The following is a 16149-nucleotide window of genomic DNA, read 5'->3' as shown; positions in this document are numbered from 1 at the left end:
AATTCGTTCTTCTACATTGACAGGAGGATTCCCATGAAAAAGCCCACCCTTGCCGTGCTCTTCGGCGGCTGTTCCCCAGAGTATTCCGTCTCTTTGCAGTCGTCCTACGCTGTTTTATCCAACCTGAACCCAGACCGATACACGGTCCTTCCCGTGGGGATTACCCAGAGCGGCCAGTGGTTCCACTACACCGGCGCCTATGATCGGATCGCCACGGACTCCTGGGCGGAGGACCCGGGATGCCTCACCCCTGTGGTGGTCTCCCAGGACCGCTCGGTCCACGGGCTCCTGGCCTTCTCCGCCCCCCGGCACCAGGTGATCCAGGTGGATTACGCCCTGCCCATTCTCCACGGAAAGAACGGAGAGGACGGCACTGTGCAGGGGCTGCTGGAGCTGGCCGGTATTCCGGTGGTGGGCTGCGGCACCTTGGCCTCCGCCCTGTGTATGGACAAGGACCGGGCCCACAAGCTGGCCTCCCTGGCCGGGGTGGCAGTGCCCGCCTCCCTGGTTCTCAATCTGGGGGAGGACCCCCAGGCCGCCGTAGACTTTGCCCGGCAGACAGGCTATCCCCTCTTTGTGAAGCCCGTGAAAGCGGGCTCTTCCTACGGCATCTCCCAGATTCACCAAGAGGAAGAGCTTCTTCCCGCCCTGGACCTGGCGTTTCAGTACGACAATCAGGTGATTTTAGAGGAGACCATCCCCGGCTTTGAGGTGGGCTGTGCCGTCATCGGCACCCGGGAACTGCTGGTGGGAGAAATTGATGAGATCGAGCTCTCCGGCGGGTTTTTCGACTTTACGGAGAAATACACCCTGAAGACCTCCGCCATCCATGTTCCCGCCCGGGTGGACCCCCAGACGGCCCAGGCAGTCAAGCAGACCGCCAAGGTCCTATACCGGGCCCTGGGCTGCGCCGGCTTTGCCCGGGTGGATCTGTTCCTGACCCCCCAGGGCAAGATTGTTTTCAACGAGATTAACACCATTCCCGGGTTCACCGAGCACAGCCGTTTTCCCGGGATGATGCAGGCGGCGGGGATGACCTTCCCAGAGATTTTAGACACCATTCTCGGGCAGGTGATGGCCCCATGAACACGCTGATCCTCACGCCGGAGGCCATGTTCCAGGGGGACCTGCTGCTGGTCAACCCTTCCTTTCCCCACCATCCCCTCCCCCATCCGGACCTGGTCACAGTGGCGGACACGGACATTCTCTTGGAGCGCCGGGCCGCCCAGGCCTTAGACAGCCTGATGGCCGCCATCGGAGGCTGGAAGGAGATTGTGCCCGTCAGCGGCTGGCGGGCGCTGGAAGAGCAGCAGGCCATTTGGGAGGACTCCCTGGCGGAAAACGGCCTCCCCTTTACCCAGACTTACGTAGCATATCCCGGCCACAGCGAGCATCAGACCGGCCTGGCCATTGATCTGGGCCGCCGGAGCGCGTCCATCGACTTTATCCGCCCCGACTTTCCCTATACCGGGCTCTGCCAGACCTTCCGCCGGGAGATGGCCCGGTACGGCCTGATCCAGCGGTACCCCGCCGGGAAAGAGGAGATCACCGGCATCGGCCATGAGCCTTGGCACTTCCGCTATGTGGGCCAGCCCCACGCCGCCATCATGGAGGCCCGGGGACTGACCCTGGAAGAGTATATCGCCTGGCTGCGGGAATTTCCCTACGAATCCTGTCGATACCAGGAAAAAAATGCCATTGTCTCCTTTTTGCCGGGCGCCTCGGACGGTCCCACGATTCTCAAGCGGGATTCCGACCTGCCCTGTACCATCTCAGGAAACAATGTGGACGGGTTTATCATCACAGAATGGAGGCGGGCCCATGGGTAATCCCCCCCGTTACGGCGGCCTGGACGCCTTCAAGGTCATCGCCGCTCTGTTGGTGGTGGCCATCCACACCTCCCCTCTGACCACCTACTCCCCGGACGGGGACTTCCTGCTCACCCGAAGTCTGGCCCGGGTGGCGGTCCCCTTCTTCTTCATGGTAACCGGCCAGTTTGTCCTGGGCAAGGTTCTCCAGGGCCGGCGGCCCTTTTCCGCCCTGTGGCGGCAGGTGAAGAAAATTCTCCTGCTCTACCTGGTGGCGGTGGTGCTCTACCTCCCTGTGGGGCTCTACGCCGGCCACTACCAGGGGCTCTCCCCCCTGTCCGCCCTCCGTCTGTTACTCTTCGACGGCACCTTTTACCATCTCTGGTATTTTCCTGCCTGCGCCACAGGGCTGCTTCTGGTGTATCTGCTGGGGCGGGTGCTGCGGGGCAGAGGGCTGCTGGCGGTCACGGGACTGCTCTATCTCATCGGTCTGTTTGGGGACAGCTATTATGGCCTGACCGCCGCGCTGCCGCCTCTGGCAGCGGCCTACGAGGCCGGCTTCCAGGTGTTCTCCTACACCCGCAACGGCCTGTTTATGGCCCCCCTGTTTCTCCTCCTGGGCGCCCGGCTGGGAAGCCGGCCACCCGCCGGAAGGCCCGCTGTCAACGGGCTGGGGCTTTTGCTCTCCCTGGTTCTGATGACTGGGGAGGCTTTCACCCTGCGCCACTTTGCCCTGCAGCGCCATGACAGCATGTATCTCCTGCTGCCGGTGGTGATGGTCTTCCTCTACCGCCTTCTGCTGGCCTGGTCCCCCCAGGCCCCGGCGTTCTGCCGGCCCGTGTCCACCTGGGTGTATATCCTGCACCCGGCCATGATTGTGGTCATCCGGGGGGCCGCTGAGGCGGTGGGGCTCACCGCCGTCTTGGTGGACAACAGCCTGGTCCACTACCTGGCCGTTTGTCTGCTCTCCTTCCTGGCCGCCGCGGTCATCGCCTGGGCGCTGGCCCGTCTCCGTCCTCCCCGGCCCACCCGCGGCAGGGCCTGGATTCAACTGGACCAGGATGCGCTGGCCCACAATGTGTCGGCACTGCGCTCCCTGCTTCCCCCTGGCTGCCAGCTGATGCCGGCGGTCAAAGCCAACGCCTACGGACACGGCGCCCTGCCCATAGCCCGGGCCCTGGCCGCCCAGGGCATTTCCGCCTTTTGCGTGGCCTGTCTGGAGGAGGGCATTCAGCTGCGGAAAGGGGGCATCCGCGGGGAAATTTTAATCCTGGGGTATACACCCCCTAGCCAGGTCCCCCTGCTGCGCCGGTACAAACTCACCCAAACCGCAGTGGATTTCTCCCACGCCGTGCAGCTCAGCCAAGCCGGCAAATCCCTGCCGGTCCACCTGGCCGTTGACACCGGGATGCACCGCCTGGGTGAGCCCTGCCATCACCTGGAGGAGATCGTTCAAATCTTCACCATGAAGCACCTTCGGGTCGAGGGGATTTTCACCCACCTCTGCACAGCGGACAGCCCCTCCCCCGCCGACCGCGCCTATGTCCAGCGGCAGGTTCAGGCCTTCCAGCAGCTGCTGGAGGAGCTGAAAAACCGGGGGATTCCCCTCCCCAAGGTCCATCTTCAGGCCAGCCATGGACTGCTGAACTACCCCGATATCTCAGGGGACTACGCCCGGGTCGGGATCGCTCTCTACGGCCTGCTCAGCACCCAGCAGGATTGGAACGCGGCTGCGCCGCCGCTGCGTCCGGTTCTCTCCCTCCATGCCCGGGTGGCCGCGGTCAAATCCCTGCCCGCCGGCGCCGGCGCCGGATACGGGCTGGCGTTTGTGGCCCAGCGCCCCACCCAAGTGGCCGTGCTCACCATCGGCTATGGGGACGGTCTGCCCCGCTCCCTGACCGGCGGAGAGGTTTTGCTGGGCGGCCGCCGGGCCCCCATCATCGGGCGCATCTGCATGGACCAAACCCTGGTGGACGTCACAGACCTCCCCGCCGTCCAGCCCGGGGACGAGGCCATTCTGATCGGCTCTGCCGGCCAGGAGACCATCACGGCCTATGACCTGGCCCGCCAGACAGACACCATTACCAACGAGATCCTCAGCCAGCTGGGGACCCGCTTGGAACGAATTCTTTCCTAAAACATCAGGGGCCGGAGACAGCAAAGCTGTCTCCGGCCCCTGATGTTTTCCTCTCAGCCGACTGTCAATGTATGGTAGGTCCCGCCGGACAGGTCCTTCCACTGGACCCACGCCCCCTCAAGAATCATATAGCTGTGGGGGCTGCCCGCCTTGGGCAGGGCGACGGAGCCAGGATTCCAGCACTGCCGTCCCTCCTCCAATGTCTCCCATCCGGGAATATGGGTGTGCCCATGCAGCAGGATGTCTCCCGCCTGGAGAGGCGGCAGATGGTCCTTATGAAACACATGCCCGTGGGTGAGATAGAGCAGCCGGCCGCCCAGGGCCAGCACCCCATAGTCGGCCAGGATGGGAAACTCCAGCACCATCTGGTCCACTTCACTGTCACAGTTTCCCCGCACGCAGAGGAGGCCTTCCTTTCTCTGGTTCAGCATAGCCAAAACTTCTTTGGGCGCGTATTCCCTGGGCAGATCATTTCTGGGCCCATGGTACAGAAGATCTCCCAGCAGGATCAGCCGGTCGGCCTGTTCCCGGTCCCACGCCTGGAGTAACGCCCGGCAGTAATACGCAGAGCCGTGAAGGTCTGAGGCAATCATCCATTTCATCGCTTGCCGCCTTTCTGTGTTCCCTCTTGCCTCTCCGGAAGGACAGCCAAGCCCCCCGGCTTTGCAAGGCACCCCTATTTTAGGCGAACAAGCCGGGAAATGCAATAGGGCCGCGCCCCTTTTCCCTCTATCCCTCCCGGTCTCCGGGTTCCCCGTTTCAGAAGAGAGCGGGCCCGAATCCCTGCTTTCACACCTGCCCGTTCTCCAGCCACTGGGGCAGCTGATCCAGGGTATCCAGCACCCCATCCGCTCCGGCGGCCAGGAAGATCTCCCGGGCCCGGTCCTTCTCTGCTTGGCGCTCTGCCTGGGGCAGGGCCTCATACTCCGCCTGGGTGTATCCCATAACGCTGCTGCCCTCCAGCACCCCCAGGGAGAGGACCCCCGCGTGCTTGCCCTCCTGAATGTCGGCCACTGTGTCGCCCACCTTGACGACCTGTTCCACTGAAGCGATCTGGAACTTTGCCATATTGGCATAGATCATATAGGGATAGGGCCGGCCCAACCCCTGGACGCTGTCCGGGCTGAACCAGGCGTCGGGGGCATAGCCCTGCCGGGCGGCTTCCGCCGTGACCACCGCCATCATTTTATCGGTATAGCCAGTGGTGGAGCCAACCTTCATCCCCCGCGCCCTGAGTTCTGCCACGGTTTCCAGCACACCGGGTTTGGGCGCGGCATACTGGGAGAGGCTCTCCATGAGCGCGTCTTCAAAGACGCCGTAAATTTTTTCCACCGCCGCTTCATCAAACGCGCCCTGCTTCTCCTCCCACTGCTGCCGGATGGCGGGCATGGCCAGCATGGTGCGGATGTGATCCCGCTTGAGCATCCCCATGGGGGCCCGGATTTCCTCCACCGTCGGGGTGACCCCAAACTTCTGGAAAGCCAGGGCAAAGGCATTCACAGGCGCAAAGCAGCCATAATCCACGGTCGTCCCCGCCCAGTCAAAAATCACCAGCTGAGGCTTCATGCCGCCACCTCCTTGAGAAAGTCAGCCAGAATGGCGCTGAGTTTGGCAATATCCTCTGGATAAATCTCCCCGATGTTGCCCACCCGGAAGGTTTCCGCCTCCATCACCTTGCCGGGATAGAGAACATAGCCCCGGGCCTTGATGTATTCATACATCTGCTGGAAGGTGAAACGGGCGCCCGCCGGATACCGGAAGGTGGTGATGATGGGACCCTGCACGGCGGGGTCCAGGTAGGGCACAAAGCCCAGGGCGCGGAAGTTCTCCGCCAGCAGCCGCTGGTTCTGGTCATACCGGGCATGGCGGGCGGGCACCCCACCCTCCTCCTTCAGTTCCTCCAGCGCCTGGGCAAAGGCCAGCACCACATGGGTGGGGGAGGTAAAGCGCCACTTTCCATCCTCGTTCATGGTCTTCCACTGGTCATAGAGGTCCAACGCCAGGGACCGGGCCTGGCCGGCACTGGCCTCCAGCTTCTCCCGGTTGGCCAGGATGAAGGAAAAGCCGGGCACCCCCTGAATGCACTTGTTGGCGCTGGACACCAGGAAATCAATGCCCCAGCCAGCCACCGGGATGTCCACGCCGCCGAAGGTGGACATGGCGTCCACAAGGAAGGTCTTGCCGGCGGCCTTTACCACCCGGCCCACAGCCTCCACATCGTTGAGGATGCCGCTGGTGGTCTCCCCATGGACCATGGACACGTGGGTGATGGCCAGGTCCTCTGCCAGGTACTTTGCCACCACGTCCGCCTGGGGACGCTTGTGGTTGTCCTGCTCATAGAGGGTATACGCAATCCCCGCGTGGCGGCAGATCTCCGCCATCCGCAGGCCGTAGGCCCCGTTGGCCGCAATGAGGAGCTTGTCCTCCCGTCCGATGACGCTGGTGAGCACAGACTCCACGCCAAAGGTTCCGCTGCCCTGCATGAGCACAGCGGTGTACTCCGGCTCGGACACGTGTCCCAACGCCAGCAGCGTGCGACGGATGGTCTGGGTGATCTGCTTGTAATCGTCATCCCAGGTGCAGTGGTCAAAGAGCATCACCTGCTTCACGGTGTCGGTGGTGGTCAGCGGGCCGGGGGTGAGCAGTTTATAGGAATTCATGGTATGTTTCTCTCCTTATATTCTGTGATGGTTTCCGTTTTTCATTAGAAGAGGGCGCCTTTCGCGCCCTCTTCTGCATCGTATCCCTCAGGGCTTGGCAGCCTCAGAGATCTGCTGGTGCTTTTCGTACAGTTCAAAGGTCAGCGGCTCCTGGAAGGTCTTGGGGTAGGCGGATTTGTTGGCGCTGTCCGCGCTCTCTCCCTCATACAGGGGGTTGGGGTAGTTTTCCTGGAGCTCGGCACGGCCATTTTCGATGATGCACTGGGCCATCTTCATGGCCAAAGGATTGGTGCTCTCCCCTTTGTCCACAATGGCCACAGACTCCGTCAGGGAGAAGTTGCCCTCGGTGGGGTCCACATAGTCGATGGGCAGGCCCTCTGCCTTGGCCGCCACCGCCTGGTGGCGCAGGCCAAAGCCCACGGCGATTTCCCCGGCCTCACAGAGCTTCAGCGGGGCAGAGCCGGAGGTCTCAATGTGGTCCCCTGCGTTGGCATAGATGTCGTGGAGAACCGTCTGTGCCCCGTCCTCCCCATATTCCGAAACCAGCGCCTGCATCAGCAGCCACGCGGTAGAGGAGGACTGCACATCGGTCACCGCCAGGAAACCGGCATAGACAGGATCGGCCAGATCCTTCAGGCAGGTGGGCATGGGCAGATTATTTTCCTTCAGAACCTCTGTATTGACAATAATGGCGCCCTCCTGGGAGGTAATGGGCGCGGTATAGTCCGGGACCTCCTCCAGGGTATTCACCGGGAAGGTCAGGGGGACAAACATTGTGTTCTGCTCCTGGGCACTCTGGAGATAGAAGGTGCTCATGGTGACCAGATCCGCCTCCAGGTTGGTCCCTTCGGCCAGGAGCTTCCCCCCCAGTTCCGAGGTGCCAAAGGTCTGGAAGACATACTGGCCCGCATAGCCGCCGGCGTTCAGGGCGTTGGTCATGGCGGTAATCGCCTCTTCGTCGGCGTTGGAGTAAATGATAACCTGCTCCGACGGGGTACCGCCTTCCGCGGTCTCTTGCTGGCCGCAGCCGCTCAGCAGGGCCACAGCCATGGTCAGGGACAGACCCAGCGCCAGTAATTTTTTCAGATGCATGATGGTTTCGTTTCCTTTCTCTTCTTATTGTTTCGTTTTCCCGTTTGGGCACTTCTATTTGCAAGCCAGGTGAAAATGGCCTTTGCAAGCAGGTTGGTAAAGAGGATCAGCAGGGAGAGGACAAAGACCTCATTGTATTCATTGACATACTGCAGCTGCTTGATCTTGGTGGTCAGAACCATGGTCCGGGCACCGGCCAGGAAAATCAGGGCGCTGATGGTAACCATGGCGTTGATGAAATAGTAGCTGAACACCTCAATGAGACTGGAGGCCGCATTGGGGGTCACCACCCGCAGGATGGTCTTGGGCCAGCTGTCTCCCATGAGCATGGCCGTGGTCTCCCACCCCGCGTTCATCTTGGACAGGGAGTTTTTCATCATAAGATAGGGAGTGGAGAAATAGTGGACAATATTACACAGGATCATCAGCGGGAAGGTATTCTGCAGGGGGGTTCCCGTGAAGGTGAACAGAAAGGCCAGGCCCAGCACCATGCCGGGGATGGTATTGGTCACCAGCGCGATGGAATCCACGCTCTGCTTGCGCCACTTGGGCAGGGTGCTCCGGGCAGTGATCAGCGCCGCGCCGTAGGCCAGCAGCGTCCCAAAGAACGCCGTACACAGCGCCATGCCCAGGGAGTGGAGGTACACCGTCTGCAGCTCGCTGTCTGCAAAAACCGCCTGGACGTGGGCCAGGGTGAACTGGGTCTGGTAGGGCCAGTTCTGCACCAGAGGTACCACAAAGATCACCGCGAAGATGGAGAGCATTCCCACCGACAACACGGTCCCCGACAGCCCCCACGCCGTGTCCCTGCCCCGGTTGGGGCGAAGATCGGCGTCGCTGATGCGGTCATAACGGATGTTATACCGCTCCAAAAACCGCAGCAGCAGAATACTGACAATGGACGGCAGCAGCATCACCATGGCCACCACGGCGCCCCGGTTGAAATCGGGCACGCCGCCCAACATCTCGTTGTAGAGCACCGTGGCCACCACATCATACTTTCCGCCCACAGAGGCAGGAATGCCAAAGTCAGTGAAGCAGAGGAAAAAGGACTGGATAAACGCCCCTGCCAACGTCCCCAGCAGCGGCCGGAGGATGGCGATCCAGAAGGTGGACAGGTGGCCATCCCCCATGGCCTTGGAGACAACCAACGTCTTCTTGTCAACATACCCCATGGTGTTGTGGATCAGCAGGAAAGCCACAGGCACCGTATAGATTACATAGCCCAGCAACAGGCCGCCAAACCCATAGATGTTAAAGATCTGGTGGCCCAACAGGCGAGTGATCAGGCCCTGCTTGCCAAAGGAGTAGATGATGGCGAAGCCGTAGGTAATGGTGGGAAGGAACATGGGCAGTGTCGCCACCGCCTGCATCGCCCGCCGAAAGCCTCGGGGCAATCGGGTGTAATGGATGAGGTAGGCCATCACAAAGGCAATCCCCACCGCCAGCAGCGCAGAGGCCGCAGAGACGGCGAAGCTGTTCCTGAGTGCTGTGCCGAACTGTGGGGCAGTCAGCACCGAGGTATAGAATTCTGTGGTCAATCCAGTCTCGCCCCAAAAGGACTTGACCAGCAGCCGGATGGCCGGAATGGCCAGAAAGGTTGCAAAGAGAATGACCAACAGGATGAAAATGAGCGTAAGCTCCCAATGCTTTCGTTTCATAGGGCCACCGATTATCCGGCTCTCCCCGCAGCATCGGCGCCGAAGAGGGCATAAATGTTGTTGCGTTTGATCTCCAGCTGGTTGAGGATAAAGGTCCGGACAAAGTCGTTTTCCGGCTTCTGGATGATGTCCGCCGGGCAGCCATACTGGGCGATGGTGCCCTGGTCAATGATCAGCACCCGGTCGGAAAGGGTGAGGGCCTCCTCCGGGTCATGGGTGACAATGATGGTGGTTAGATGAAACTCCCGGGCAATGGTCTTGATTCGGTCCTTGATAGACTCTTTGATAACACCGTCCAGGGCAGACAGGGGCTCATCCAACAGGAGAATCCGGGGCTTCATCACCATGGTGCGGGCCAGAGCTACCCGCTGCTTCTGCCCGCCGGAGAGCTGGTCCACCCGTTTGGACAGATGCTCCTCCAGGCCCAACAGATGGATCAGTTCTTCCACCTCCTTTTGGGTGGAAATTCCAGGCCTGTTTTTCAGGCCATAGGTAATATTTTGGTAGACATTGAGATTGGGGAACAGGGCATAATCCTGGAAGACAATGTTAAAGCCCCGCTTCTCCATAGCAGCCCGGGTCAAATCCTCCCCGTTGTAGCAAATGGTTCCCGCGTCTGCCTCTACAATGCCTAAAATGAGATTCAGCAAGGTGGTCTTGCCGCAGCCGGAAGGCCCTAGAATGGAGACAATCTCTCCTTCCTCCACCTGCATCGAGATATCCTTCAACACCGTGACCCCGTCAAAGGATTTTTGAATATGGGTCAGTTCTAACATGGTATGGCTCCTTTCCCACCGGGATGTCCGGCCTGTTCTGTTCTCTTTCATTTTCCAGGGACAGTGTAGCAAATCCACGCCGCCCCTTACCACCAACCCCGGGTAAAACCTCCGTGAAGCCCGGGTTAAATCCCATCAAATATAGAAGGGCGTCCTTGTAGTTTTCTACCAGGACGCCCTGTCTCTCTTAGGTTTGTGCATACCCCCGGTCCGCAATCACCTGCCCGCTGCGGTCCAAGTTGCGGGAAAACCGCTCATAGTCGCTGAGAATGATGCCCATATACAGCATATCCACCACCGCCAGGTCCGCCACCCGGGAAAAAATGGCGTTGCCATAGACGGTTTGGCCCCCCCCGCCCACAGAGAGGGTGAGATCGGCGTACCGGCTCAGCAGGGCGGTTCGCTCGCCCGTCACCGCAATGGTAGCAGCCCCAGCTTTTTTAGCCAGCCGCAGCGCCTTCACGGTGTCCACAGACCGGCCCGAGCGGGAAAAGGCCACCGCCACATCCCCCTTCCTCAGATGGGCCGCGCTGATCTGCTGAAGATACGCGTCGGTGCAGAAGCGGCACCGGAGCCCCAAATAGGTCAGTTTGGTCAGCAGATCGCTGGCCGGGGCACAGGAATTCTCCACACTGTACAGATCAATCAGCCGGGCTGAGGCCAGAGTTTGGGCCGCTTGGGCCAGGCTGTCAGGGGACACAGACTTCAGCACGTCCTCCAAGGCCTCCCGCTGGGTGCCCACGGCCTTCAACGGAAGGTTCTCCATCCGGTCCCAGGGCCGGAGGGAAAAGCCCCCCAAATGGTCAAAGGCACTCTCCTCTCCGGCCTCCCATCCCCGCAGGGCCCCCTTGAAGGCCCGGTATCCCCGGTAGCCCAGCCCACGGACACATCGGATCACTGTGGGCTCACTCACGCCGGCCGCGCTGGCCAGCTCCCCAATGGTCAGGGACTCCAGCTCCCCGGCGTGGGCCAGGAAAAAGGACGCCACTTTCTGTTCCGACGGCCGCAGGGAGGCATACGCCCCTTTGATCCGGTCCTCCCATGAGATACCTCGCTCCATTCCCCGTTTCCTCCTTCGGCCGGAAAACCTACAAAAAGATGCCGCATTCTTGTAGTTTTCCTCTCAAAAAGTTTCCCCGGCCCGCTTTCTTTGGAGATCCGCCTATGGTGGGATCGGTACGGGCCGTTTTGCTCCATTGTAGCGCGGCCCCTCTCCCCCTTCGATCCGAAAAGGGCTAAATTTTTGTTTGGGGTTGGTTAAACCTTTCCTCCCCCGCTCCTCTCCTTCCATTTGCAAATTTTCTCCGTGCATGATACACTGGAAAAACACTCTGATTGGAAAGGAACTCCCGTCGCTATGTTTGCCAAACGTGACCTCACCCAGGGAAGCATCCCCCGGGGCCTGCTGGGCTTTGCCCTTCCCCTGATCCTGGGCAACCTCCTGCAGCAACTGTACAACCTGGCCGATACCTGGGTGGTGGGCCGCTTCATCGGGGAAGGCGCGCTGGCCGCGGTGGGGTCCTCTTACACTTTGATGACCTTTTTGACCTCCATTCTCCTGGGGCTGTGCATGGGCAGCAGCGTCTATTTTTCCATTCAATACGGCCGCCAGGACCCCGACCGGCTGCGAAATGGGATTTTTCAGTCCTTTCTGCTCATCGGCGGGCTGACGCTCCTGCTCAACCTCACCGTCTATCTGGCCCTGGACGGGATTCTGGTCCTCCTGCAGATCCCACCGGATATTTTGGGTCTGACAAAGGAATACCTGCAGTGGATCTTCGCCGGCATGGTCGCCACCTTTCTGTACAATTTTTTTGCCAATCTTCTCCGCTCCGTGGGGGACTCCGCCACCCCGCTGGTCTTTTTGGGGATTTCCGTGGTTCTGAACATCGGCCTGGACATCCTCTTTGTGGTGCCCTTGGGCATGGGGGTTCGGGGGGCCGCCATGGCCACGGTGATCGCCCAGTTCGTCGCCGGCCTGGGCCTGTTTCTCTACACCTGGTTTGCCTTCCCCGCTCTGCGGGTCCAAAAACGCCACCGGTATTGGGACCGGGCCGCCTTGAAAAACCTGCTGAATCTCTCCCTTTTTACCTGTCTGCAGCAGTCGGTGATGAACTTTGGCATTCTCATGGTCCAGGGCCTGGTGAACAGCTTCGGTACCGCGGTCATGGCCGCCTTCGCCGTGGCGGTGAAGATCGACACCATCGCCTACATGCCGGTTCAGGACTTCGGCAACGCCTTCTCCACCTTCGTGGCCCAGAACTACGGGGCGGAAAAACGGGACCGCATCCGCACCGGCACCCATTGGGCGGTGTTCTGGGTGGTCCTCTTCTGCCTGGTCATCGGCGGTCTGGTCTGCCTGTTGGCGCCCCGGCTCATGGCCGCCTTTGTGGGCGGGGATGCCGCGGAGGTGATCGCCATCGGCACAGGCTATCTCCGCATTGAGGCCGCGTTCTACCTGGGCATCGGCATTCTTTTCCTCCTCTACGGCTATTTCCGGGCAGTGAACCGCCCCGCCGTGTCGGTGGTCCTCACCATCTGCTCCCTGGGCACCCGGGTCCTGCTGGCATACACCCTGTCGGCACTGCCGGCGCTGGGGGTCAACGGCATCTGGATTGCCATTCCCATCGGTTGGTTTCTGGCCGATGCCACAGGGATTTTGCTCTGGCGGCGGGAGGGCAAAAGCGCCAAGACCCCATAACGCACCCCACCAAAAAAACCTCCCTGGAAGCATCCTTCCAGGGAGGTTTTTGTTCCGTCCGAAACGGGGTTACTGATTCACATTTTCCGCAAAGCGCATGAGCATGGTTGCCACCTGGGCGCGGTTGGCGCCGTTCTGGGGCACCAGGTTGTCCCCGATCCCGCTGATCAGGCCGGCATCCACCGCCCACTGCATGGCCTCTTTGGCATAGGCGCTGACTCGGGCGGCGTCTGCAAAGGCGGACAGGTCGTTGCGTCCGCTGACATCGTACTGCTTCTCCTGGGCATAGCGGTAGAGGATGGTGGCCATCTGCTCCCGGGTCACCGTCTTGTCCGGGCCGAAGGTTCCGTCCTCATAGCCGTCCACAATCCCCTCGGATGCCGCCCAGCGGACCGCCTCGGCATAGTAGGCGTCCTCCTTCACATCGGTAAAGTCCATGCGGTAGTTCACCACAGGGCTCCCCTCCATCCGCCAGAGCATGGTGACAATCATAGCCCGGCTGGTGGTGGTCATGGGAGAGAAGGTGGTGGGCGTTGTCCCGTTCATAATGCCCTGGTCGGTCACGTACTTCACCGCTTCATAGTACCAGCTGTCGGCGGCCACATCCGTGTAGGGCAGGCCGGTGGGGTTGCTGGGGGCTTTCTCCACCGGGATCTCCGCGGACACCGAGGCATTGTCCACCGTGATGGTATAGTTCTGGGCGTAGGTCGCCTTGCCGGGCTCATAGGCGTAAATCACCAGGGCCAGTCGGTGCCCTGCCTCCACCTCATAGAGGTTGGGCTGGAGGTAGAGGGTATAGTCATAATACTTTCCCTCCACCAGTTTTACCTTGTTCTGCGCCGAAGCCGAATCATAGCCCGCGCCGGGGTTGCACAGGTCCATCCAGCCCCGGGCCACAATTTTATAGGATACGTCCGTGGGCTTCAGCTCCACCAGGTCCAGGTTCTCCAGGCCACCGCCCATCCAGGCACCGTCCTTGGCCAGGATTGTCTTTTCAACATAGGTGGGCGCGGTGTTGAAGGCGGGGAAGGTCTCCCCCTCCGGGGCGATGTCCACCAGCATGGCGCTGACCATCAGGCCGTCCCGGTTGATGAGGGCGGCCTCCGGGGTGTCCACGGTCTCGCCGGTGGCGGCGGCGCCCACGTAGTTGTCATGGTCCAGGGCAGCGGGGTCCACGGCGCTGTCATGGTCCACTGCGGACCGGCTCTCCCCTCTGGGGGTCTCCACCATCGCACCGTTGGTGGTGGCAGCCTGGAAGTTCACCGCCACAGAGCCCTTGAGGACGGTGTCCGCTGTCACATCCATGGTATACATGGCGCTGGAGGCTGTGGAGCCGCCGGTGAACACCTCTTCCCAGTTGTCCTTGTTCACGCCAATGGCGTCATAATCGCTGCTGATGGACGCGGTCTTTTCCTTGGCGCTCTCTCCGGTCAGGGTAATGGCGTCCTCGGTCTTCCAATCGTCATAGGTGTTCCACACCTTGGTGTCGTTGTTGCTCTGGGCCGTGACTGCGGGCATGTTCTCAATGCCGTTGTCCACCCCATACAGATAGTGGCTGAACCACTGGTTCAGGATTTCATCGTAGGACTGCGCCCCGATCATAAACTGAATGCCCCCCGAGGGATAGGTGGGGGTCAGGTGTCCATCCTGATGGAGCAGGAGCTTGGCGGGCACCCCGGCCTTCTCATAGGCCTGGTACATCAGGTCAAACTCCTTGGTCCGCACGTTGTCGTCGTTCAGGCCGTGCACAATGAGGGCCGGGCACTGAATCTTATCGGCGTCCAGGGTATAGTCCCGGTTGGCCCAGTGGTCGCTGTAATCCCCGTTGGAGGCCAGCTGGTCCTGCCGGATTTGATTGAGGTAGTTTCCATACTTGCCGGCAATGGTGTTCCAGTCCGCCTCATCCAGGTACCGGCCGGCGCAGTACCAGGCCAGCCAGTCGCTGTAAGCGGGGTCGCTCCGGGTGGCAATGCCCTGGGAGTTGGTATACTCATACCAGCTGGCAATCCCCGCCACGGGGACGATGGTCTCCAGCCCCTCCACCCCAGTGGTGGCCAGGCCGAACTGGGTGGTGCCGGCGTAGGACCGCCCGGTCATCCCCACCTTGCCGTTGGACCAGTCTGCCTCAATGGCGATGTTGCTGGTCTTGTCCGTATAGGCAACCCGCTCGCCGTTGAGCCACTCAATCACGCACTTGAACGCGTCGATCTCCAGGTCGCTCCCGCAGGTTTCAAAGCCCTCTGAGCCCTTGGTGCCCAGGCCGCCGCACTCCACCACGGCAAAGCCCCGGACCAAATAATAGTCGTACCACGTCAGGTCCTCATAGTCATACATCTCCTCGTGGGGGTTGTAATAATACCAGTCCGAGGAATCTGCCTGGGCTGCTGCCTGGGCCGTGGTGGCGGTTCCCGCCGCCTTCCGCGCTGCGGGCTGGCTGTACATCTGGTCCAGGTCATAGCCGTCCTTGCCATAGGGCGCCTCTCCAGAGGTACAGCCGGTGATATAGGGCCGGGCCTCATAAATGGTGGCGGCCTTATAATCCCCTTCCATGGCGGCCCGGGGAATCTGCACCAGGGCCTTCACCAGGTCCCGCTTGCCGTCGGCATCGGTGTCATAGTTGGTCTCCACATAGACGCAGTAACGGATGATGTCACTCTTGGCGTTGTCATAGCCCTCGGTCACAGCCCCGGTGGTATAGGGGAAAATGGGCTGGGCCATGCCGTTGAGGAACAGAGGCTCCAGCGTCTGGCCGTGCAGGGCCTGGTAAAGGACCTGGGCCGACTGCTTCATCACCGCCAGGTTCGCCTGGGTACAGGGATCGGTGGGGCTGTACTGGGCAATCCCGTCGGTCATGCCCATGCTGTCCGCCATGGCGTTGTAATCCCTGGGATAGGTTCCCAGCTGGCTCTCTTCCATCCCCGCCCAGCGGAGGAGGAAGGCCACGGCCTCTTGGTTGGTCACGGTCTGGTCCGCCTGCCCGGAGACAGGGAGTTTCAAGTCCGGCGCATCCTTGGTCAGCTCTCCCCAGGTCACAACCGGGGAGGCCGCAGCCGCAGACACCCCATTCTCCGTCTCCACCGCCACAGCCGGGGTGACCAGAGACAGGGCCATCATCAGCGCCAGAAGCAGGCCAGCGACTCGTTTCTTCATCTGATTACCTTCTTTCTCACTTCTCAATTTTCCTCCTATGCGCAAGCCTGCCATCCCCACCGCACCCGGAGGGGGAAAAGAGGAGACCTGAACGACACGTAGGTAATCTCCAGTATAGGCGCTCCCTCGAAAAATGTCAACGCACACCGGAGAACCGTCAAAAA

12 protein-coding genes are annotated in these 16149 nt (G+C 61.0%); 4 read left to right on the top strand and 8 right to left on the bottom strand.

What is annotated here, in order from left to right:
- The first annotated feature begins 33 nt into the window (after positions 1-33).
- From vanG to vanT, 3 genes are read left to right on the top strand one after another with little or no spacing between them, the layout of a single operon-like run.
- Positions 34-1086, top strand: coding sequence for a D-alanine--D-serine ligase VanG (gene vanG, locus DV520_RS08465; RefSeq protein ID WP_117142440.1), 1053 nt, complete (start codon positions 34-36; stop codon positions 1084-1086).
- A complete protein-coding gene (locus DV520_RS08460; RefSeq protein ID WP_021920345.1) occupies positions 1083-1829 on the top strand; it encodes a M15 family metallopeptidase in 747 nt (248 codons plus the stop codon). The genes vanG and DV520_RS08460 overlap by 4 nt, the downstream gene beginning before the upstream one ends.
- Positions 1822-3945 carry a serine racemase VanT catalytic subunit gene (vanT, locus tag DV520_RS08455; RefSeq protein ID WP_117142439.1) on the top strand — a complete coding sequence of 708 codons (2124 nt, stop codon included), beginning with the start codon at positions 1822-1824 and terminating at the stop codon, positions 3943-3945. The genes DV520_RS08460 and vanT overlap by 8 nt, the downstream gene beginning before the upstream one ends.
- A 53-nt stretch (positions 3946-3998) precedes the next feature.
- Here the strand turns inward: vanT and yfcE are convergent, their stop codons facing one another.
- The 7 genes from yfcE to DV520_RS08420 form a co-directional block, all read right to left on the bottom strand.
- Positions 3999-4547, bottom strand: a complete 549-nt coding sequence (yfcE, locus tag DV520_RS08450; RefSeq protein ID WP_117142438.1) for a phosphodiesterase — start codon at positions 4545-4547, stop codon at positions 3999-4001.
- Between the two features lie 187 nt (positions 4548-4734).
- Positions 4735-5511 carry a phosphonoacetaldehyde hydrolase gene (gene phnX, locus DV520_RS08445; protein WP_117142437.1) on the bottom strand — a complete coding sequence of 259 codons (777 nt, stop codon included), beginning with the start codon at positions 5509-5511 and terminating at the stop codon, positions 4735-4737.
- Positions 5508-6605, bottom strand: coding sequence for a 2-aminoethylphosphonate--pyruvate transaminase (locus DV520_RS08440; protein ID WP_117142436.1), 1098 nt, complete (start codon positions 6603-6605; stop codon positions 5508-5510). The genes phnX and DV520_RS08440 overlap by 4 nt, the downstream gene beginning before the upstream one ends.
- Positions 6606-6692: 87 nt before the next feature.
- Positions 6693-7697 carry an extracellular solute-binding protein gene (locus DV520_RS08435; RefSeq protein ID WP_117142435.1) on the bottom strand — a complete coding sequence of 335 codons (1005 nt, stop codon included), beginning with the start codon at positions 7695-7697 and terminating at the stop codon, positions 6693-6695.
- Positions 7688-9358: an ABC transporter permease subunit gene (locus DV520_RS08430; RefSeq protein WP_117142434.1), complete on the bottom strand. Its 1671-nt coding sequence runs from the start codon at positions 9356-9358 to the stop codon at positions 7688-7690. The genes DV520_RS08435 and DV520_RS08430 overlap by 10 nt, the downstream gene beginning before the upstream one ends.
- Before the next feature lie 11 nt (positions 9359-9369).
- The gene (locus tag DV520_RS08425; protein ID WP_117142433.1) at positions 9370-10134 is read right to left on the bottom strand and encodes an ABC transporter ATP-binding protein; all 765 of its coding nucleotides are present in this window, start codon (positions 10132-10134) and stop codon (positions 9370-9372) included.
- Between the two features lie 187 nt (positions 10135-10321).
- Positions 10322-11194, bottom strand: a complete 873-nt coding sequence (locus DV520_RS08420) for a MurR/RpiR family transcriptional regulator (RefSeq protein WP_117142432.1) — start codon at positions 11192-11194, stop codon at positions 10322-10324.
- Positions 11195-11491: 297 nt separating this feature from the next.
- Here DV520_RS08420 and DV520_RS08415 point away from each other — a divergent pair, with 297 nt between their 5' ends.
- A complete protein-coding gene (locus DV520_RS08415) occupies positions 11492-12835 on the top strand; it encodes an MATE family efflux transporter (protein WP_117142431.1) in 1344 nt (447 codons plus the stop codon).
- 69 nt (positions 12836-12904) lie between these two features.
- Here the strand turns inward: DV520_RS08415 and DV520_RS08410 are convergent, their stop codons facing one another.
- Complete coding sequence (locus DV520_RS08410; protein WP_165850076.1) at positions 12905-15985, bottom strand: CocE/NonD family hydrolase; 3081 nt, start codon at positions 15983-15985, stop codon at positions 12905-12907.
- Positions 15986-16149 lie beyond the last annotated feature (164 nt).

This window comes from Evtepia gabavorous, from assembly GCF_003425665.1.
GTDB classification, from domain to species: Bacteria; Bacillota; Clostridia; order Oscillospirales; family Oscillospiraceae; genus Evtepia; species Evtepia gabavorous.
Note: the sequence above shows the minus strand (reverse complement) of the source record. Positions and strands in the feature narration are given on the sequence as shown.

Bases quoted from the DNA above. Each gene is read 5' to 3' on its own strand.
- vanG (WP_117142440.1), top strand. From the start codon at position 34: ATGAAAAAGCCCACCCTTGCCGTGCTCTTCGGCGGCTGTTCCCCAGAG.
- DV520_RS08460 (WP_021920345.1), top strand. From the start codon at position 1,083: ATGAACACGCTGATCCTCACGCCGGAGGCCATGTTCCAGGGGGACCTG.
- vanT (WP_117142439.1), top strand. From the start codon at position 1,822: ATGGGTAATCCCCCCCGTTACGGCGGCCTGGACGCCTTCAAGGTCATC.
- yfcE (WP_117142438.1), bottom strand. From the start codon at position 4,547: ATGAAATGGATGATTGCCTCAGACCTTCACGGCTCTGCGTATTACTGC.
- phnX (WP_117142437.1), bottom strand. From the start codon at position 5,511: ATGAAGCCTCAGCTGGTGATTTTTGACTGGGCGGGGACGACCGTGGAT.
- DV520_RS08440 (WP_117142436.1), bottom strand. From the start codon at position 6,605: ATGAATTCCTATAAACTGCTCACCCCCGGCCCGCTGACCACCACCGAC.
- DV520_RS08435 (WP_117142435.1), bottom strand. From the start codon at position 7,697: ATGCATCTGAAAAAATTACTGGCGCTGGGTCTGTCCCTGACCATGGCT.
- DV520_RS08430 (WP_117142434.1), bottom strand. From the start codon at position 9,358: ATGAAACGAAAGCATTGGGAGCTTACGCTCATTTTCATCCTGTTGGTC.
- DV520_RS08425 (WP_117142433.1), bottom strand. From the start codon at position 10,134: ATGTTAGAACTGACCCATATTCAAAAATCCTTTGACGGGGTCACGGTG.
- DV520_RS08420 (WP_117142432.1), bottom strand. From the start codon at position 11,194: ATGGAGCGAGGTATCTCATGGGAGGACCGGATCAAAGGGGCGTATGCC.
- DV520_RS08415 (WP_117142431.1), top strand. From the start codon at position 11,492: ATGTTTGCCAAACGTGACCTCACCCAGGGAAGCATCCCCCGGGGCCTG.
- DV520_RS08410 (WP_165850076.1), bottom strand. From the start codon at position 15,985: ATGAAGAAACGAGTCGCTGGCCTGCTTCTGGCGCTGATGATGGCCCTG.